Origin of the sequence: Phenylobacterium sp., assembly GCF_035944335.1 — a bacterium.
Classification (GTDB): domain Bacteria; phylum Pseudomonadota; class Alphaproteobacteria; order Caulobacterales; family Caulobacteraceae; genus Phenylobacterium.
In genome coordinates this window covers 1-18,599 of sequence record NZ_DASZBG010000103.1, presented here as the reverse complement: position 1 = coordinate 18,599, position 18,599 = coordinate 1, and the positions used below count along the sequence as shown (strand labels likewise).

The following is an 18,599-nucleotide window of genomic DNA, read 5'->3' as shown; positions in this document are numbered from 1 at the left end:
AGCAGGCGGTCCCTGTAGGGCTCGCCGGCGGCGCGGGAGACGGCGCGGCCGGTCTTGGGGCTGACGTAGACCAGGTCGTCCAGGGCGCCGGTGGCGGCGCACTTGGAGAGGTCGAGGCCGAAGCCCAGCTCTTCCAGGAGGCCCGCCTCGTAGCGGACGAAGACGGCGGGCCAGATTTCCGGGTTCGCGAGGGCTGTAGAGAGGGCTTCGAAGGCCAGGTAGGCGCCGGGATGCGGCTCGCGCTCGGGCAGGGCGCCGGCGGCGACCGCGGCCGCCGCCGATAGGCCGGCCAGGGCCAGGGCGTCGTCGAACAGCGCCGAGGGCCCCTCGCCCACCGGCTCCAGCTGCGCCGAGCCGAGCTGGTCGGAGGTGCGGGCGCGGTAGCGGACGACCACCGCCGAGCCCGCCTGCAGGAAGGCCTTCATCTTGCGCGAGGCGCCGCCGGCCACGTGGGCGGCATATTTGCCGTGGCGCGCGGTGAGCAGCTCGACCACCGCGCCGGTCTCGCCGTGGGCGCGGGCCGAGAGCACGAAGGCGTCGTCCTCGAATTCCATAGCGTTTGTTAGCACTGAAACTCGGGTGTCATCCCGGTTTCGCGGCACGCGAAGACCGGGACCCCCAGCGCCGGATCGTTGGGCTTGGAAACGGCGCCGCCAACGCGTCAGCTCGGACCATCAGGCGCCGAGGGTCCCGGTCTTTGGCCTTTGGCCAAAACCGGGATGACACGGGATTATTTCGCCTTCGCCTCGAACGCCTTGATGCGGTCGGTGGTGTCCTTGGCGAGGTCGTTGGGGATCGGGAAGGTGAGCGCGTACTGGGCGACCTTCCAGCCGTGGGGTCCCTTGAGGAGCACGCCGGTTCCGCGGCTCGTGCCGTAGGACCTGGAGTCCAGCAACTCGTCGAAATAGGCGACGCATCTGCAGGCGACGGGGGCGAGGGTCACGTGGCGCTGGCGCGGCGTGTAGGTCCAGCCCTTGCCGGCGGCGAAGGGCGCCTTGGCGTAGGCCTTGAACTCCGGGACGCTCCAGCGCTCGGCCGCGTCGGTGCCGATGAACACGCCATCGGGCGTGAAGAGGTCGAAGTAGGCCTTGAAGTCCGAATGCGCGGCGGCGGCGTGGAAGGCGTCGAGCACCCGGCCCACGGCGGCTTCGTCGGAGCTCGTCCTGCGGGACGCGGCGAGCGCGGGGCTTGCCAGGAGCAATCCCAAAACTGTCATCCCGATTTTCGCGAAGCGAAAGACCGGGACCCCCAGCACCTGATCGTCGGATTTGGAAATCGGCGCCGCCACCGCGTCATCTCGACCATCAGGCGTCGGGGGTCCCGGTCTTTGGCCTGCGGCCAAAACCGGGATGACAGGGGGATTTTCAGACATCGAAATCGAGCCCGATGCTGCCGTAGAATTCCTGCCGGTCGGCCCAGCCCTCGTCGACCTGGACGTGCACGAAGAGGTGCACGGTGTGGCCGAACAGTTCGGTGAGTTCCTCGCGGGATTTCTGGCCGATCCATTTCAGCGTCTGGCCGCCGGCCCCCAGCACGATCGGCCGCTGGCTCTCGCGCTGGACATAGATGGTCTGTTCGATGCGCACCGAACCGTCCTTGCGCTCCTCGAAACTGGTGGTCTCGACGGAGGCCGCGTAGGGCAGCTCCTCGTGCAGGCGCAGATAGAGCTTCTCGCGGGTGATCTCGGCCGCCATCAGGCGGGCCGGCAGGTCGGCGGTCTGGTCCTCGGGATAGAACCAGGGGTTTTCCGGCATGCGCTGGGCGAGCGCGCGCTTGAGGTCGTCGACGCCCGCGCCGGTCTTGGCCGAGATCATGAAGACGTCGGAATAGACGCCGGTTTCGAATAGGGTTTTCGACAACTCCAGCAGCGTCTCGCGCTTCATCCCATCGATCTTGTTGAGGCCCAGGATGGCGGTCTTCTTGCCGGCCTTGAGGCCTTCGACGATGGAGGCCACGTCCTCGGCGGCCTTGCGGTCGGCGCCGGAGCCGCCGCCGCCCTGCACGGCGAGCTCGGCCGGCGCGTCGACGAGATGGACGATGGCGTCGGCGTCCTCGGCCCCGCCCCAGGCGGCGCGGACCATGGCGCGGTCGAGCCGGCGGCGCGGCTGGAAGATCCCCGGGGTGTCCACCAGCACGATCTGGGTCTGGCCCTCCAGGGCGACCCCGCGAACCGGAAAGCGGGTGGTCTGCACCTTCTGGGTGACGATGGAGACCTTGGCGCCGACCAGGCGGTTGGTCAGCGTCGACTTGCCCGCGTTGGGCGCGCCGATGATGGCGACGAAGCCGGCCCGTGTCGTTCCCTTGGGCGTCATGACGGGTTTTCCGGACTATCGGGAAGCTGGCGGTCGAGCATCTGGCGGTCGAGCATTTTTTGGGCGGCGTCCTTCTCCGCGTCGCGCTTCGAGCCGGCGACGGCGGTCTGCGGTTCCACGCCGGCCACGCGCACCTCGATGGTGAAGCGGGGCTCGTGGCTGGGCCCCTCCTGCTTCACCAACGCATAGGCCGGGAGCGCCAGGCCCCGGGCCATGGCCCATTCCTGCAGCATGGTCTTGGGGTCCTTGCCCGGCGCGTCGAGGTTGGCGAACTTGTCGGCCCAGAATTCCGTCACGAAACGGCGGGCGGCGTCGAGGCCGCCCTCGCGGTAGAGGGCCGCGATCAGCGCCTCGCAGGCGTCGCCCAACACCCGGTCGTTGTCGCGCGCGCCGACCTTGGTGGCGCTGGCGTCGAGCCGCAGCGCCTCGGGCAGACCCACCGCGCGGGCCGCCTCGGCGCAGGCGTGATAGTTGACCAGCCTGGCCATCAGCTTGGAGAGCTCGCCCTCGCTCGCCTCCGGCAGGGCGGCGATGAGGTGCTCGGCGACGATCAGGTTCAGCACCCGGTCGCCCAGGAACTCCATCCGCTCGTTGTCGCTGACCTTCCGGGCGCCCTTGCCGACGCTGGCGTGGGTCAGGGCCAGTTCCAGGAGGTCGCGGTCGGCGAAGACGTGGCCGATCCGGCGTTCGAGTTCGGCGATGGCCGCCCCCCTCGCGTTCATCTGGGGGCGTTCATTGCAGCAGGTGGAAGAACCGGCTCGGGCGGGCGTTCAGCACCCAGGTCCAGGGCTTGAGGATCGAGGCGCCCGGCTTCCAGGACAGCAGGATGATCTGCGCCTTGCCCACCAGGTTCTCGGCCGGCACGTAGCCCACCCCGCCCGCGGCCGGCGGGACGCGGCTGTCGGAGGAATTGTCGCGGTTGTCGCCCATCATGAAGTAGTGGCCCTGGGGCACCACATAGACGTCGGTGTTGTCCAGCTCCTCGCCGGTGCCGAAGTCGTTGGTGGTGAAGGACTTGCCGTCGATGGTCTCGCGGTACTTGAAGACGTCGCGGACGAAGCCGTAGCCGGAATCCTCCTTGGTCACGCCGAGGAAGACGCGCGGCACCTGGACGTTGTTCAGATAGAGCAGGCCCTGCTTCATCTGGATCCGGTCGCCGGGCAGGCCGATGACCCGCTTGACGTAGTCGGTGTGGTTGTCGCGCGGCAACTTGAAGACGACGATGTCGCCGCGGTGCGCCGGCCTGTCCATGATCCGGCCGCTGAACAGCGGCGGGCTGAACGGGATGGAATGGTGCGACCAGCCGTAGGTGAACTTCGAGACGATGATGTAGTCGCCCTCGTAGAGGTTGGGCTCCATCGACGCCGAGGGGATGGTGAACGGCTGGAAGAAGATGACGCGCAGGAACAGCGCGATCAGCAGGGCGTAGACGACCGTCTTGATGATCTCGACGATCTCAGTCGCGGCGCTGGTTTTGGATTGGCTCTGCGCGGCCACGTTCTCGCTCATGGATGGTCCTGAATGGGTCCGGCGGGCCGGACGGGAGTGTTGCTACGCGTTGGATAGGCCGGGAGCAAGGCCAGGGTCCATGAAGACTGGGTCATGAGCGCACGGCGCGCACGGCGTTGACGCCGCGCGGCGGTTGTCCTCCCATGTCGATCGTGGGGGACCTGAGCATGATCCGTATTCTGACATCCGGCGCCGCGGCTGCCGTCTGCCTTGCGATGCTGGCTTCGCCGGGGACGGCGCAGGCGCGGCGGTTCTCCGCCGACGACCTGCCCAGGATCGTGCGCATCACCGACCCGCAGATCTCGCCCGATGGGCGCAGCGTGGCGATGGTGGTGGCGCGGGCCAACATGACCGACGACCGCTGGGACAGCGAACTCGAGCTGGTGGATATCGCCACCAAGCAGGTGCAGGTGCTGACCCACGGCCGGCTCGGCGTCGGCTCGCCGCGCTGGTCGCCCACCGGCGACAAGATCGCGTTCCTCGCCCAGGACGCGGCCAAGAAGGCGCAGGTCTTCATCCTGCCGATGACCGGCGGCGATGCGCGCCAGCTGACCCATTCCAAGACCGCCATCAGCCTGCTGGCCTGGCGGCCCGACGGCGCGGCCCTGGCCTACGCCGCCCCCGACGAGGCGCCCGAGCTCAAGGGCGAGGCGAAGTTCGAGGACGCCTTCGAGGTCGGCAACAACAACTACACCGAACGCGCGCGGGTCCTGCCCACCCACGTCTGGACCGTCGCCCTCGCCGATGGCGCGGCCAGGCGGGTGACCAAGGGCGACTGGTCGCTGCCCAATTCCCTGCCCCCCGGCGGGCCGCCCTCGCAGCTCGCCTGGACGGCCGACGGCAAGGGCGTGGTGTTCGTGAAGGCCGATTCGCCGATCACCGGCGACAGCGCCTCCAGCCGACTGGCGGTGGTGGACGTGGCGACGGGCGGCCTGCGCTCGATCACCGCCACGGAGACGGCGCAGTCGGAGCCGACACTTTCGCCGGACGGCGCGCGGGTCGCCTTCGCCCATCCGCGCGGCAGCATCCGCGGACACATCTCCTCGGTCTATGTGGCGGACCTGGCGGGCGGGGCGCCGACCAACGCGACGGCCGACCTCGACCGGGCGGTGTCGCTGGTGGGCTGGACGCCCGACGGCCGCGGCCTGGTGCTGGCCGGGACGGAGGCCACGCATGGCAGGCTGTGGCTGCAGAAGCTGGGCGGCGGCGTGACGCCGATCCCGCTCGGTCCGCTGAACCCGGGCGGCGGCGGCAGCGTTGGCAAGACCGGCGCCATCGTCTTCACCGCCAGCGACGCGACCCATCCGGCGGAGCTGTTCCTGCTGCCAAAGCCGGGCGCCAAGCCGGTCCAGCTGACCCACCTGCAGACCGCCACCGACGGCGTCGAGCTGGGGCGCATGGAGACGGTGAGCTGGACCAGCGACCAGTTCCAGCCGGACGGGGTGCTGACCTATCCGCCGGACTACGTGGCCGGCAAGAAGCTGCCCCTGGTGCTCTATATCCACGGCGGCCCGACAGCGGCGTCGCTGGAGACCTTCTCGCCCATTCCGCAGAGCCTGGCGGCGCATGGCTGGCTGGTGTTCGAGCCCAACTACCGGGGCAGCGACAACCTGGGCGACGCCTTCCAGGCGGCGATCATCAAGGACAGCGGCGCGGGTCCCGGGCGCGACGTGATGGCCGGGGTGGCGGCGCTGGAGAAGCGCGGCATCGTCGACGAGAGCCGTATCGCGGTGACGGGCTGGTCCTACGGCGGCTACATGACTTCCTGGCTGATCGGCAACTATCCGGAGGTCTGGAAGACGGCGATCGCCGGCGCGCCGGTGACCGACATCATCGACCAGTACACGCTGTCGGACAACAACACCCAGCGGGCCTGGGGCTATGGCCCCTCGCCGTTCGTCGGCGACAACCTGAAATCCTACTGGGTGCAGTCGCCGATCAGCTATGCCTGGCGGGTGAAGGCCCCGACCCTGATCATGTCCGACGTGGGCGATTGGCGGGTGACCACGACCCAGGCCTACAAGCTCTACCACGCGCTCAGGGACAACAAGGTGCCGGTGAGCTTCGTCGCCTATCCGGTGCCCGGCCACAGCCCCGCCGACCCGATCCGCGCGCGCGACGTCTGGCGGCGCTGGGCGGCGTGGCTGCAGACCCATCTGAACGACGGTCCGGGCGGTTCCGCGACAGCGGCGGCGGCGCAGTAGGCGCTAGCGGAACAGCTTCAGGTCGACGGCCTCGCCCATGGCGCGGTAGCCGGCGTCGTTGGGGTGCAGCCAGTCGCCGGACTGCAGACCGCTGCGCATCTTCGCGGGGTCGGCCGGATCGCGGATGACGGCGTCGAAGTCGACCACGCCATCGGCCTCGTGGGCGGTGCGGATCCAGGCGTTGACCGCCTGGCGCACGGCCTCGCCCTCGGGCTTGAAGTAGAACGCGCCCTTGTAGGGCAGGACGGTCGCCAGGATCGCCTTCAGGCCATGGGCGTGGGCGCGGGCGATGAGCTGGCGATAGCCGGCAATCAGCGCCTGCGCGCTCGGCGTCGGCGCCATGCCCATGTCGTTGACGCCCTCGAGGATCACCAGGTGGGTCGCGCCCGGCTGGGCCAGGACATCGCGGTCGAAACGGGCGAGCGCGCTCTCGCCGAAGACCGGCAGGAAGCCGTCGCTGAGCACCCGGTTGCCACCGATGCCGGCGTCGACCACGGCGGCCTTCGAGCCCGCGGCCGCGAGGCGCTCGGCCAGGCGGTCCGGCCAGCGGCGGTTGGCCCCGAGCGTGGATTGATAGCCGTCGGTGATGGAGTCGCCGAAGGCCACGATGACCGGGGCCTTGATCGTGCGTTCCACCTCGACGCCCGACAGGAAGACGCGGTTCTCGGTGTGGCCGACGGGGGTGAACGGGGCGTGGGTGAAGTCGCCGGGCGGGGAGATGTCGGCCAGCTGGCCGCCCTGGGCGTGGCAGCCGCAAGGCTCGGTCTGTTCGGGCAGGTAGAGGCTGACCTGCAGGCGGGCGAGCGGCGAGGTCGCAAGGGCGACCGGATCGCTGACCAGCGGCGCATGCGCCAGGACCGTGGCCGAGGCGGCGCCGGAAAAGGCGAGGTCGCGGGCGCTGCCGGGGATCATCTTGCCGTCGGCGGCGACCAGGGCGACGCGGGCCCGACCGATGGTGAGCGGCTTGGCGCCATATTCGTTGGTGAACCGCACGCGCAGCCGCGCGCCGCCGGCGCTGAGCCGCACGGTGTCGACGACGGTCTGGTTGTTGAAGCTCGGGCTGGCGAACTGCGCGAAGCGGCCGCTCGCCGAGGCCATGGCCGGCGCGGGCGGAGCGGCCCAACTCGCCACCCAGCTGGCCGGCCCCGATGGGGCGGGCGCGGCCTGCGCCGGCGCCGCCAGCGCCATGGCCAATGCGCAAACGATCAGCTTCAGCCCCATGGCGCCCTCCCCTTCGATCCTGGGACAGCATAGCGCCTGCGGCGGCGTCCGAAAGCGTCGGCTGAACGGCCTTGCCGCATCGGCCCGGCTCCATCACATAGCCCCGATGGAGCGCGCGTCCTTCCCCGTCAGCCACGCCCTGCTCGCGCTGGCGGCCATCGTCGTCTGGGGCTCGAACTTCGTGGTCATCAGGGTGGGGCTGGACCATGTGCCGCCGCTGACCTTCGCGGCGCTGCGCTTCACCTTCGCCCTCTTCCCGGCGGTGTTCTTCCTGAAGCGGCCGGCGGTGAGCTGGCGCAACCTGGCGCTCTACGGCCTGCTGATCGGGGTCGGCCAGTTCGGCCTGCTCTACATCGCCATGAACAGCCTGATCTCGCCGGGCCTGGCCTCGCTGGTGGTGCAGATGCAGGCCTTCTTCACGGTGGGCCTGGCCATGTGGCTCTCCGGCGAACGCGTGCGGCCCTATCAGATCGCAGCCCTGGCGGTGGCCGGCGCCGGTCTCGCCTGGCTGATCGCCCACGCCGGCGCCGAGGTCAGGCCGCTGGGCCTGGCCCTGGTGCTGCTGGCGGCGCTCTCCTGGGCCGGCGGCAACATGGCGGCCAGGGCCAATGGCGGGGTCAATATGCTGGCCTATGTGGTCTGGGCCGCGCCCTTCTCCGCCGCGCCGCTGTTCGGACTGGCGCTGGCGCTGGAGGGCTGGCCGGCGGTGAGCGGGGCGATCGTCCATGCCGACGCCACGGTCTGGGCCGCGGTCGCCTGGCAGTCGGTGGGCAACACCCTGTTTGGCTATGCGGTGTGGGGCTGGCTGCTGGCCCGTCACCCGGCCGCGACCGTCTCGCCGCTCTCCCTGCTGGCGCCGGTGATCGGCATGGGGGCCTCGGCCCTGGTGCTGGGCGAGCCCCTGCCCGGCTGGAAGCTGACCGCCGCGGCCCTGGTGCTGGGCGGCCTGGCGCTCAACGTCTTCTGGCCGGTCGTCTCACGCCGCTGGCTGCCCGCGCCGGCCGCCTGAAGGAGCCTCTGGAAATGCCCAGCCGCGAAACCCTCGAGGCCTTCATCGCCGACGTGATGAGCGAGGACCATGTGGGCGCCATCGAGCGCTGGTATGCCGCCGACGCCTCCATGCAGGAGAACCAGGGCGAACCGCGCCTCGGGCGCGAGGCGCTGATGGCCGGGGAGGCGCGAACGCTGTCGCGGGTGGCGGGCGTCAAGACCGAGCTCTTGGGCGGGCCGCTGATCCACGGCGACCAGGTCGCGATCCGCTGGCGGTTCACCTTCACGCGCAAGGACGGCGCGACCCTGACCCAGGAGGAGATCGCCTGGCAGACGTGGCGCGGCGACAAGGTCTGGCGCGAGACCTTCTTCTACGACCCGTCGCAGATGGCCGGCTAGGCGGCGAGCGCGAACTGCACCCGCAGGCCGCCGCAGATCGGCCGGATCGCCACCTCCATCGGGCGGCCGAACACCCGCGACATGATCTTCAGATGCATGGCCCGCGAGGTCCTGAGCGCGTCCAGATGGGCCTGGTAGCTCTCGCCCGGGGGGCCGGGGAAGACGTCGAGCATGCGCTTGCCGAGCACCTCCTCGGGCGCCTTGCCCCAGGTGCGCAGGGCGCCCGGGCTCACGGTGACGAACCGCAGCTCGGCGTCGACCACATAGCCGGGCGGCGTGAAGGCGCCGAGCAGGCCCGCCCAGACCCGGGACAGCCGCTCGCGAAGCTGCAGGCGCGCGGCGAGCGGACGGCGCGGCGCCACCTGCCAGACCCGGCGGCTGAGCAAGCGGGCGGCGGCGATGCGATGGCGGCGCATCACGGCGGCCGGCGCCATGCGGATCATCAGCGGCAGGGCCAGGACGGCCACCGCCAGGTCATCAAGATAGCCGACGACGGGCCGCCGATCGGGGATCAGGTCGACCGGCGCTGCGACATAGGCCGCGACCAGGGCGGCGAGCAGCTTGGGGCCGGCCGGCGCGGCGCGGTCCTTGAGCAGCAGGGCCAGGGCCACGCCTTCGCAGCGCAGGGCCTTCAGCCGGCCCTTGAGGCCGTGGACGGCGGGGCGACAGGGACGCGGGCGCGGGCTCAGCGTCGTGCGGGGCTGGCCAGCGATCCAGCTGCGGTCGGGGGCGTAGCCGAGCTCGGCCAGCAGCGGGCCCGCCGCGCGGTCGACGATGTCGGCCTCATGGCCGCTGAGCTCGTCGCGCCAGCGGCCGACGGAGGAGTGGAAGATCGGTCCGCCATCGGGCGTGGGGGCGCCGGCGTCGGCCCGCAGGACGCGCGGGTCCCAGTCGAGGTCCACGAACCGAAGGAGCTCGCGCAGGCAGGTCTGCGGGTCGGCCAGCAGGTCCTCGTAGCGGACCTCGTGATAGTTGGGCGAGCCCGCCAGACGGCGGCCGAAGGCCACCCGCTCGGCCCAATAGCCGATGGCCGCCTCCAGCGCCTCCGGTGAATTGCGATCGGCGCCGCCGGTGATCTTCTCCAGGCGCATCCATTCGGCGTCGAGCAGCGAACAGGCCACGTCGCGGCCGTCGCGGATCACGTGGACCAGCCGGGCGCGCGGGAAGCGGCGGGCGATGTTGGGGAATTCGCGGATGTTCTCCGGCGTCTTCTCGGCCCAGACCGACTTGCCGCTCGCCGCCAGGCAGGCGGCCTGGAAGCGCTCGATGAACTCGACCTTGGTCAGGCTCTCGTCGCGCCAGTGGCGCAGGTCTTCCTCGGCGAATCCGAAGCGCCGGGCCAGGACCTGCATCGAGGTGGTGCGGTGGAGGAACAGGGTGCTTTCCGGCCCGCAGAAGATGGCCGGATGGCGGTCGAGCATCTGGCGCAGCAAGGTGGTGCCGCTGGACCCGCAGCCGCCGATGACGATGGGGCTGATGGCCGAAGGGATGCCGGCGCCGACCAGGGGCGCCGAACGCCAGCGCAACAGTGAGAGCACGCGCCCAATCTCCTCCCGTCCAGCCCCCGAGGCCATCTCGCCACGACGCACGCGCGGGCGGATGTCGCCACGTTGCAGGGCCGTAACGGCTTGGCCTTACACGTGACGGTTGCCGGACTTCCGTCGCAGGTCTGCAACCTAAGGGTGGGGCGTCACCGGCGCCCGATCGCCCCGGAGGCGCCTATTGCGGGACCGCTTCGATGATCACGAAGGCCTGGGCGTAGGGATGGTCGTCGGTGAGCGTCAGGTGGATCACCGCGCGATGGCCGGCCGGCGTGATCTCCGCCAGGCGGGCGGCCGCGCCGCCGGTCAGGGCCATGGTCGGCTGGCCGGAGCGCATGTTGACCACCCCCATGTCGCGCCAGAAGACGCCGCGGCGCATGCCGGTGCCGAGCGCCTTGGCGCAGGCTTCCTTGGCCGCGAAACGCTTGGCGTAGGAGGCCGCACGGTCGGGCTTGCGCTCCGAGCGGGCGCGCTCGATCTCGGTGAAGCAGCGGTTGGTGAAGCGTTTGCCGAACCGCTCGAGGCTGGCCTCGACGCGGCGGATGTCGGAGAGGTCGGAACCGAGGCCGAGGATCACGCGGCGCGCACGCTTCTGGCCTCGTCCATCAGCGCGCGCATGCGCTGGATGGCGGGGCCGAGGCCGATGAAGATCGCCTCCCCGATAAGGAAGTGGCCGATGTTGAGCTCGACGATCTCGCCGATGGCGGCGATGGGCTTGACGGTCTCGTAGTCGATGCCGTGGCCGGCGTGGACCTCAAGGCCCAGGCGGGCCGCCTCGGCGGCGGCGGCCTGCAGCCTCTCCAGCATGGCGGCGGCCTGCGGATTGCGCTCGCGCACCGCGTCGCAGTAGGCCCCGGTGTGCAACTCGACCACCGCCGAGCCCGCGCTGGCGGCGGCGGCGACCTGCTCCAGGTCCGGATCGATGAAGCAGGAGACCCGGATTCCGGCGTTCGAGAGCCTTTGCACCACTGGCGTGATGGCGTTGTGGCCCTTGGCCACGTCAAGGCCGCCCTCGGTGGTCACCTCCTCGCGGCGCTCGGGCACCAGGCAGGCGGCATGCGGCAGGTGGGCGAGCGCGATGGCCTCCATCTCCGCGGTGACGGCCATCTCCAGATTGAGCGGCCGCCCGCGGCGCCGCGTGATGGCGGCCAGCGCATCGATGTCGGCGTCGGAGATGTGGCGGCGATCCTCGCGCAGGTGGGCGGTGATGCCGTCGGCGCCGGCCGCCAGCGCCATCTCGGCGGCCCGCACGGGATCGGGATAGCTGGCGCCGCGGGCGTTCCTGACGGTCGCCACATGGTCGATGTTCACGCCCAACCTAAGCGAAGCCACGGCAATTCCCTTCACCGCTCACCCCGGCGAAGGCCGGGGCCCAGATGGAATGGCTCAGATGTGGGCTCCAGGGACGCAGCGCCAGTCCAGCGAACCTCGACCCCATCGGATCTGGGTCCCGGCCTTCGCCGGGATGAGCGGTTGGAAGGCTCATGCCTTGAGCCTCTTCGAGCCCGGCTCCTCGGCCGGCAGCCTGGCGAGCGCGGGCGGAATCTCGTCGGCCGCGTAGGAGGGCACGTCGAGGGTGGCCAGGGCGACCAGCGGGTAGCCGACATCGGCCCGCCCGCCCGAGCGGTCGACGATGCAGGCGCAGCAGAGCACCTCGCCGCCGGCCGCCGCGATCGGCTCGACGGCCTCACGGAACGAGCCGCCGGTGGTGATGACGTCCTCGATGACCACGACCTTGGCGCCGGGCGCGATCTTGAAGGCGCGCCTGAGGCGGAAGGCGCCGTCCTCGCGCTCCACATAGAGCGCCGGCACGCCCAGCCAGCGCGCGGTCTCGTAGCCCGGGATGATCGCGCCCACCGCCGGGGAGACGATGACGTCGGGCTTGCCGAACCTCGCCTCGATCTTCTCGGCGAGCGCCTTGCACAGCCGCGCCGTGCGCTCGGGGAACTGGAACACCAGGTTCTTCTGCAGGAACATGGGCGAATGACGCCCCGAGGCCAGGATGAAGTGGCCTTCGCGCAGGGCTCCTGCGCCGCGGAATTCGTCGAGCACGTCTTCGGTGTTCATGGGCTCCGAAATAGTGTGGTTTGGCCCGGATCGAAATAGGACTGAACGATGGCCGCCGAGATCGCCCTTGCCGATGTCGCGCTGGAGGGGCGCGAGCGCGCGTTCTTCGGCCATCCGGCGGGCCTGGCCTACCTGGCCTTCATGGAGGCCTTCGAGCGGTTCTCCTTCTACGGCATGCAGGCGCTGCTGGTGCTCTACATGACGAGCCAGCTGCTGCATCGCGGGCACATCGAGCACGTGGCCGGGTTCGGGGTGTTCCGGGCGGGGATCGAGGGGGTCTTCGGACCGCTGTCGCCGCAGGCGCTGTCGAGCCAGATCTTCGGGCTCTATGCCGGGCTCTGCTCGTTCACGCCGGTGTTCGGCGGCTGGATCGGCGACCGCTGGCTGGGCCAGAAGCGCGCGGTGCTGGTGGGCGGGGCGATGATGGCGGCCGGACACTTCCTGATGGCCTTCGAGGCGCCGTTCCTCGTGGCGCTGGCGCTGCTGATGACCGGCTGCGGCATGCTGAAAGGCAATATCTCGGCGCAGGTGGGAAACCTCTATGTGGGCGCCGACCGGCGGCGCGAGGCGGCGTTCCAGTTATTTTACCTGGCGGCCAATGTGGGGGTGTTCATGGCGCCGCTGATCTGCGGGACGTTGGGCGAACTCTATGGCTGGCACTGGGGCTTCACCGCGGCCGGCGTTGGCATGCTGGCGAGCCTTGGCATCTATCTGGCCGGCTACGGCAAGCTGCCGCCCGACACCCTGGACGTGGCCTCCGAGCGGCTGGGCGAGACGCCGAAGCTCACCGCGGCCGACGCGCCGCGGCTCATGGGGCTCGGCGTGCTGCTGGTGGTGGTGGCGCTGTTCTGGGTGGCCAACGGCCAGGTGCTGAACACCTACATGATCTGGGCCCGCGCGCACCTGGACCGCCAGGTCGGGAGCCTGACCCTGCCGGTGACCTGGCTGCAGGCGGTTCAGGCCGGCATCGCCATTGGCATGGCGCCGATCCTGATCCGGCTGTGGGACGCCCAGGCGCGCCGCGGGCGCGAGCCCAATGCGCTCGGCAAGATGGCGATCGGCTGCGGCCTGGCGGCCAGCGCCTACTCGCTCCTGGCGGTGGCGGCGGGGCTGGCCGGCCCGGGCAAGGTCGCCCTGCCCTGGGCCATCGGTTTCCATTTCCTGGCCCAGACCGGCTACCTGTTCGTCTATCCGATAGGCATGGCGCTGTTCTCCAGGGCTGCGCCGGCGGCGATCAACGCCTTGATGATCGGCATCTATTTCCTGAGCGTGTTCGCGGGCTCGCTGCTGGTGGGCTATGTGGGCCAGTTCTACGAGCGCATGAGCCCAGCGGCCTTCTGGCTGCTGCACACCGGCTCGGCGGCGGCGGCCGGGCTGATCATCCTGGTGCTGTGGACGCCGCTGAACCGGGTGCTGATGGCGAGGGCATAGGCCGCTGGGGTTCAGCGCCCATTCAGCCGCCCGTGCGTTGAAGAACACGATGAGACACCGCCGTGGCCTCGCCATCCTGATCGCCGCCGCCCTGGGCCTTGCCGCGCCGGCCGCCTTCGCCCAAAGCCTCGCGCCCGCCCCAGCGATCAGCGCCCGGGAAGCGGCGGACCAGAAGATCGTGATGGCGGTCCTGGCTTCGGGCAGCCTGCAGGCGATGGTCCCACACATCGCCGAGCTGCGGGACGTGCTCGAACACGCGCCGGCCAGCTACCCGCGCATCGAGCAACGCGGGGATCTGGTGATCATTCGCGACGAGGACGTGCCGGCCACGGCGAACCTGGCGCTGTTGCTGGGCGCGGCGGCCCAGCGCCGGAGCCTGACCGTGCGCCGCGAGTTCAACACCTACGGCAACGCGGCCATGCTGCTGGCCAGCATCGCCAATGAGGGCAACCTGCCGCAGGCGGCGCTGACCATCACCGAGCACTGGCTGAAGCTGCAGCCGGACAATCCGAAGCTGGTCAACGAGAAGATCGCGGCCCTGGAAATCATGCACCGGCCGGTGGAAGCGCTGAGCGCCGCCGATCAGTGGCTGACGACCGTGAAGATCGCAGCCGATGCCGATCGCGCCCGAATGCTTCGCGCCAAAGGCTACGCCCTGACCGAGCTGAAGCGGCTGGATGAGGCCGAGGCGGCCTATCAGGACTCGCTGAAGCTGCAGCCGGGCCATCAGGGCGCGCTGAACGAACTGATCTACATCGCCCGGCAGAAGCAGGGCCAGGCGCCGACCTCCTCGGTGATGACCACCTCAGACAAGGCGGTCACCGGAGCCTACCAAACACCGCAACCGCCGCCGCCGAAGCCCTAGCCCTTCGCGCGGTCCACCGTCTCGACGCTGGGGTTGGCGCGGAGCGCCGCGGCGATGTGGGTCAGGTGCTTGGCGTCCTGCACGTCGACGTCGATGTCCACATCGAAGAAGTCCGACTGACGGTGATGCATGCGCAGGTTGACGATGTTGCCGCCGGCCTCGCCGATGACCGTGGCGACCTGGCCCAGCACGCCGGGCGCATTGCGGATGGTGGCGGTGAGGCGGGCCCGCGCAATGGCGTTGCGCTCGGCCTCGGGCGTCCACTGCAGGTCGCGCCACAGCTCCTCGCGGTCCTCGAACTCAGCCAGCTTTTCGCAGTCGATGGTGTGGACGGTCATGCCGCGGCCGTCGCTCTCCAGGATGCCGACGATGCGGTCGCCGGGGACCGGCGAGCAGCATTCGCCGAAATGGATGGTGACGCCCGGCGTCAGGCCGCCGCCGCGCACATAGAGCCTGGCCTGCTTGCCGCCTTCGATGCGCCGGCGGGCCGCGGCGGCCTCCTTCTCGGAGACCTTGAGGCCCGGGAAGATCGCCTCCAGCACCAGCGGCGGCGCCACGCGGCCGCGGCCGACCGCTTCGAAGAGGTCGTCCTCGCTGGCCATGGCGAAGCGGTCCAGCGCCGGCCGCAGCGAGACGTCCTTCAGGGTCTTTGCGACGCTCTCGAAGGTCTGCTGCACGGTGGCCCGGCCGAGCTTGGTGAACTCCTCTTTCTCGGTGAGGCGGATGTGGCGGCGAATGGCGGAGCGGGCGCGGCCGGTGACGGTTAGCGAGCGCCAGTCCGGCGGCACGGCCGGCTTGCCGCCGCGGATGACCTCCACGACGTCGCCGTTGGAGAGCACGGTGCGCAGCGGCTTCAGCTCGCCATTGACCTTCACGCCGACCGTGGTGTCGCCGATGTCGGTGTGGACGGCGTAGGCGAAATCGAGCGGCATGGCGCCCCTGGGCAGGCTGACGAGCTGGCCCTTGGGGGTGAAGACGAACACCTGGTCGAGGTACATCTCGAGCTTGGCGTGCTCGACCAGCTCCTCGGCGTCGCCGCCGTGCTCCAACACCTGGACGAGGTGGCGCAGATTGACCAGCGGGTCGCGCCCGCCGGCGGCCTTTTGGTGTTCGATATCAAAGCCGTACGACTGATCCTTATAGCGCCAGTGGGCGGCCACGCCCTCCTCGGCCACGAGGTCCATCGCCTCGGTGCGGATCTGCATCTCGATCCGCATGCCCTTGGGCCCGACCACGGTGGTGTGCAGGGAGCGGTAGTTGTTGCGCTTGGGCGTCGAGATGAAGTCCTTGAACCGCTCGGGCACGCAGGGCCAGGCGCGGTGGATGACGCCCAGCGCGCGGTAGCAGTCCTCTTCGGTGTCGACGATCACCCGGAAGGCGTAGATGTCGGAGAGCTGCGAGAAGCCGATCGATTTGCGCTGCAGCTTGCGCCAGATCGAGAAGGGATGCTTCTCGCGGCCATAGACGCGGCTGGGCACCAAGGCGGCCTCGAGGCGCGAGCCGATCTCGCCGGAGACCATGGAGACCGCGCCCCCCTGCTGGGTGCGCAGGGTCTCCAGGCGGCGCAGGATCGCCTTGTGGGCCACCGGATTGAGGTGCTCGAAGGCCAGCTCCTCCAGTTCGGTGGTCATGCGGTGCATGCCGATGGAGCGGGCGAGCGGGGCGTAGATGTCGAGGGTCTCGCGGGCGATCCGCTCGCGCTTGGCCGGCTGCTTGATGAAGCCCAGCGTGCGCATGTTGTGCAGACGGTCGGCCAGCTTGACCATCAGGACGCGGACGTCCTTGGAGATGGCCAGGATGAATTTTCTGAGGTTCTCCGCCTGGCGCAGGTGCTCCGAGGAGAGCTCCAGCTTGGAGAGCTTGGTGACGCCCTCGACCAGCTCGCCGATCTCGGCCCCGAACAGACGGTCGATTTCCGCGCGGGTGACCGGGGTGTCCTCGATCACGTCATGCAGGAGCGCCGTGACGATGGTCGCCGTGTCGAGCCGGTAGTCGGTGAGGATGCCGGCCACCTCGATGGGATGGGCGAAATAGGGGTCGCCGGAGGCGCGCTTCTGGGCCCCGTGCATGCGCATGGCGTAGACGTAGGCGCGGTTGAGCAGGCCCTCGTCGGCCGAGGGATCGTAGGAGCGGACCTTCTCGATCAGCTCGAACTGGCGGAGGAATTTCGGCTTGGCCGTCGCGGACTTGACGTCCCTGGGGGCCTCCTCCTTGGGAGGATTCTTCAGGGCGCCCGCCGTCGGGGCATCGGTTTTGCGGGCGGCGGGTTGCGCCGCCGGGGTGGTGAGCGGATCTGCGCCTTCTGGGCTCAGTACCGCTCCTCCTGGCCGCCATCGCGGTCGCTTTGCAGGGCCCGCACCAGCTCCATCTCGCTCATCTGCGTATGGGTGGGATCGGCCAGCAGGGCCAGGGTTTCGGCCTCTTCCTCGGCCTCGGAACGCTCGTCGACGCGCTGCAGGCCGCTGATCACGCCTTCGCGCAGCTCGTCGGGATCGACCACGTCGTCGGCGATCTCGCGCAGCGAGACGACCGGATTCTTGTCGTTGTCGCGATCGACCAGCAGCGACGCGCCGGCCGAGATGGCCCGCGCCCGCTGGGCCGCCAGCAGCACCAGGCCGAAGCGGTTGGGAACCTTCTCGATGCAATCTTCGACAGTGACGCGCGCCATGGAGTCCTCAGGTCGGGGAGAGAACTGGCGAAAATAGAGGTTCGGGGGTCATTGTGCAATGCCGCAAAGGCCGCACTTCCCTAGAGAAATGATCAAATGGGCGCAGCGTCCGCCCCCACGGTCGCCTCGGCGGCCAGTTCCGCAGCGGTCCTGCCCAGCACGGGATGGACCCAGTCAGGCGCGATCTCGGCGAGGGGGCCCATGACGAACCGGCGATCGTGGGCGCGGGGGTGCGGCAGCCTCAAGCCATGGGCGCCTTCGGGGGCATCGATGACCCGCCGACCGTAGGCGATCAGGTCAAGATCGAGCGTGCGCGGCGCGTTCCGGGCGCCTCTCGTTCTGTCGAATGATCGTTCGATGGAAAAAAGCGCCTCCAGAACCGCCTCCGGCGACTGCCTCGCCTCGACAAGCGCGACGCCGTTGCGATACTCAGGAGCCGCGGGGTCGGGCCAGGCGGTGGAACGCCACCAGCCCGACCGCGCCAGGACAGGCAATTCCGCCTCGGGGAACCGCGCCAGAGCCGCCTCCAACAGCGCTTCGGACGAAGCGAAACCGCCGGCCATATTGCTGCCGAGCGCCACGACGACCAGGTCGTCCAGCGCCGCGGTCCCCGCCTTTAGGAATTTTCGAGCTATGACCTTCTACCCCACGGACCGATTGGCGCTCTTCATCGACGGGGCCAACCTCTATTCGGCGGCCAAGGGCCTGGGCTTCGACATCGACTACCGCAAGCTCCTGGAGGAGTTCCGCAAGCGCGGCGTGCTGGTGCGGGCCTATTACTACACCGCCCTCGTCGAGAACGAGGAGTACTCGCCGATCCGGCCGCTGGTCGACTGGCTGGACTACAACGGCTACCGCCTCGTCACCAAGGCGGCGCGCGAATACACCGACAGCCAGGGGCGCAAGCGCTGGCGCGGCGACATGGACGTGGAGATCGCCGTCGACATGATGGAGATGGCCGGCGCGGCCGACCACCTGGTGCTGTTCTCCGGCGACGGCGACTTCCGGTGTCTCGTGGAAGCGGTGCAGCGCAAGGGCGCGCGGGTGACCGTGGTCTCGACGGTGAAGTCGACCCCGCCCATGGCCTCCGACGACCTGCGCCGCCAAGCGGACAACTTTGTCGACCTGGCCGACCTCGCCGACATCATCGGCCGGCCCTCGCGCCTGCCGCGGTTCATCCAGGAGAGCCGGGCGCACGAACGCGACCTCGAGCGGGAACGCGAACACCACGACCCCGTCGACGAGGCCGATGCCGACGCTTGAGGCGATGACGGCCTATCCGCCCGAGGCGCCGGCCGACTGCCCGCTGTGCCCCAGGCTGGTGGCCTATCGCGCCGCCAACGCGCAGGCCCATCCCGGCTGGTTCAACGGCGCGGTCGCCTCGTTCGGCGA

General features: G+C 70.0%; 19 protein-coding genes and 1 pseudogene. 7 read left to right on the top strand and 13 right to left on the bottom strand.

Annotated elements, in window-relative coordinates:
* The 5 genes from recO to lepB form a co-directional block, all read right to left on the bottom strand.
* Positions 1 to 554: DNA repair protein RecO (recO, locus tag VGT80_RS16850; RefSeq protein WP_327457815.1), on the bottom strand; the 554-nt coding region annotated here is incomplete at its 3' end.
* Positions 555 to 730: 176 nt separating this feature from the next.
* A complete protein-coding gene (locus VGT80_RS16845; protein WP_327457814.1) occupies positions 731 to 1,207 on the bottom strand; it encodes a nuclear transport factor 2 family protein in 477 nt (158 codons plus the stop codon).
* Positions 1,208 to 1,364: 157 nt separating this feature from the next.
* Entirely contained in the window at positions 1,365 to 2,312 is a 948-nt protein-coding gene (gene era / locus VGT80_RS16840; RefSeq protein ID WP_327457813.1) for a GTPase Era, read from the bottom strand.
* Positions 2,309 to 3,034, bottom strand: coding sequence for a ribonuclease III (gene rnc / locus VGT80_RS16835; RefSeq protein ID WP_327457812.1), 726 nt, complete (start codon positions 3,032 to 3,034; stop codon positions 2,309 to 2,311). Before rnc ends, era begins: the two co-directional genes overlap by 4 nt.
* Positions 3,035 to 3,044: 10 nt before the next feature.
* Complete coding sequence (gene lepB, locus VGT80_RS16830; RefSeq protein WP_327457811.1) at positions 3,045 to 3,821, bottom strand: signal peptidase I; 777 nt, start codon at positions 3,819 to 3,821, stop codon at positions 3,045 to 3,047.
* A 167-nt stretch (positions 3,822 to 3,988) separates the two neighbouring features.
* On the opposite strand from lepB, the gene VGT80_RS16825 reads away from it, so the two are divergent.
* Positions 3,989 to 6,025, top strand: coding sequence for a S9 family peptidase (locus tag VGT80_RS16825; RefSeq protein WP_327457810.1), 2,037 nt, complete (start codon positions 3,989 to 3,991; stop codon positions 6,023 to 6,025).
* 3 nt (positions 6,026 to 6,028) lie between these two features.
* Here the strand turns inward: VGT80_RS16825 and VGT80_RS16820 are convergent, their stop codons facing one another.
* On the bottom strand, positions 6,029 to 7,246 hold the full coding sequence (locus VGT80_RS16820; RefSeq protein WP_327457809.1) for an SGNH/GDSL hydrolase family protein: 1,218 nt from the start codon (positions 7,244 to 7,246) through the stop codon (positions 6,029 to 6,031).
* A gap of 106 nt (positions 7,247 to 7,352) precedes the next feature.
* Here VGT80_RS16820 and VGT80_RS16815 point away from each other — a divergent pair, with 106 nt between their 5' ends.
* Both VGT80_RS16815 and VGT80_RS16810 read left to right on the top strand, forming a co-directional pair.
* Positions 7,353 to 8,255: an EamA family transporter gene (locus VGT80_RS16815; protein ID WP_327457808.1), complete on the top strand. Its 903-nt coding sequence runs from the start codon at positions 7,353 to 7,355 to the stop codon at positions 8,253 to 8,255.
* A gap of 14 nt (positions 8,256 to 8,269) precedes the next feature.
* Positions 8,270 to 8,635 (top strand): nuclear transport factor 2 family protein, encoded by a 366-nt coding sequence (locus VGT80_RS16810; RefSeq protein WP_327457807.1) that lies wholly within the window; start codon positions 8,270 to 8,272, stop codon positions 8,633 to 8,635.
* Here VGT80_RS16810 and VGT80_RS16805 read toward each other — a convergent pair.
* The 4 genes from VGT80_RS16805 to pyrE form a co-directional block, all read right to left on the bottom strand.
* Positions 8,632 to 10,173 carry a sulfotransferase gene (locus tag VGT80_RS16805; protein WP_327457806.1) on the bottom strand — a complete coding sequence of 514 codons (1,542 nt, stop codon included), beginning with the start codon at positions 10,171 to 10,173 and terminating at the stop codon, positions 8,632 to 8,634. The two genes, VGT80_RS16810 and VGT80_RS16805, sit on opposite strands and share 4 nt — an antisense overlap.
* 181 nt (positions 10,174 to 10,354) lie before the next feature.
* Positions 10,355 to 10,753, bottom strand: coding sequence for a holo-ACP synthase (gene acpS / locus VGT80_RS16800; protein ID WP_327457805.1), 399 nt, complete (start codon positions 10,751 to 10,753; stop codon positions 10,355 to 10,357).
* Positions 10,750 to 11,508, bottom strand: a complete 759-nt coding sequence (locus VGT80_RS16795; RefSeq protein WP_327457804.1) for a pyridoxine 5'-phosphate synthase — start codon at positions 11,506 to 11,508, stop codon at positions 10,750 to 10,752. The genes acpS and VGT80_RS16795 overlap by 4 nt, the downstream gene beginning before the upstream one ends.
* Positions 11,509 to 11,658: 150 nt before the next feature.
* The gene (gene pyrE, locus VGT80_RS16790; RefSeq protein ID WP_327457803.1) at positions 11,659 to 12,243 is read right to left on the bottom strand and encodes an orotate phosphoribosyltransferase; all 585 of its coding nucleotides are present in this window, start codon (positions 12,241 to 12,243) and stop codon (positions 11,659 to 11,661) included.
* Positions 12,244 to 12,291: 48 nt separating this feature from the next.
* Between pyrE and VGT80_RS16785 the strand changes: the two genes are divergently transcribed.
* Positions 12,292 to 13,674, top strand: a complete 1,383-nt coding sequence (locus VGT80_RS16785; RefSeq protein WP_327457802.1) for a peptide MFS transporter — start codon at positions 12,292 to 12,294, stop codon at positions 13,672 to 13,674.
* 49 nt (positions 13,675 to 13,723) lie between these two features.
* Positions 13,724 to 14,539: a hypothetical protein gene (locus tag VGT80_RS16780; protein WP_327457801.1), complete on the top strand. Its 816-nt coding sequence runs from the start codon at positions 13,724 to 13,726 to the stop codon at positions 14,537 to 14,539.
* Here VGT80_RS16780 and VGT80_RS16775 read toward each other — a convergent pair.
* The 3 genes from VGT80_RS16775 to folK all read right to left on the bottom strand — a co-directional run bounded on the left by VGT80_RS16775 (position 14,536) and on the right by folK (position 17,788).
* Positions 14,536 to 16,767, bottom strand: coding sequence for a bifunctional (p)ppGpp synthetase/guanosine-3',5'-bis(diphosphate) 3'-pyrophosphohydrolase (locus VGT80_RS16775; protein WP_327457816.1), 2,232 nt, complete (start codon positions 16,765 to 16,767; stop codon positions 14,536 to 14,538). The genes VGT80_RS16780 and VGT80_RS16775 overlap by 4 nt on opposite strands.
* A gap of 80 nt (positions 16,768 to 16,847) precedes the next feature.
* Positions 16,848 to 17,207: a DNA-directed RNA polymerase subunit omega gene (rpoZ, locus tag VGT80_RS16770; protein WP_327457800.1), complete on the bottom strand. Its 360-nt coding sequence runs from the start codon at positions 17,205 to 17,207 to the stop codon at positions 16,848 to 16,850.
* 92 nt (positions 17,208 to 17,299) lie between these two features.
* The gene (gene folK / locus VGT80_RS16765; RefSeq protein WP_327457799.1) at positions 17,300 to 17,788 is read right to left on the bottom strand and encodes a 2-amino-4-hydroxy-6-hydroxymethyldihydropteridine diphosphokinase; all 489 of its coding nucleotides are present in this window, start codon (positions 17,786 to 17,788) and stop codon (positions 17,300 to 17,302) included.
* Positions 17,789 to 17,840: 52 nt separating this feature from the next.
* Here folK and VGT80_RS16760 point away from each other — a divergent pair, with 52 nt between their 5' ends.
* Both VGT80_RS16760 and VGT80_RS16755 read left to right on the top strand, forming a co-directional pair.
* Positions 17,841 to 18,470 (top strand): NYN domain-containing protein, encoded by a 630-nt coding sequence (locus VGT80_RS16760; RefSeq protein WP_327457798.1) that lies wholly within the window; start codon positions 17,841 to 17,843, stop codon positions 18,468 to 18,470.
* Positions 18,457 to 18,599 (top strand): annotated as a pseudogene (locus VGT80_RS16755) (hypothetical protein); the annotation flags it as partial. The gene VGT80_RS16760 and the pseudogene VGT80_RS16755, both read left to right, overlap by 14 nt.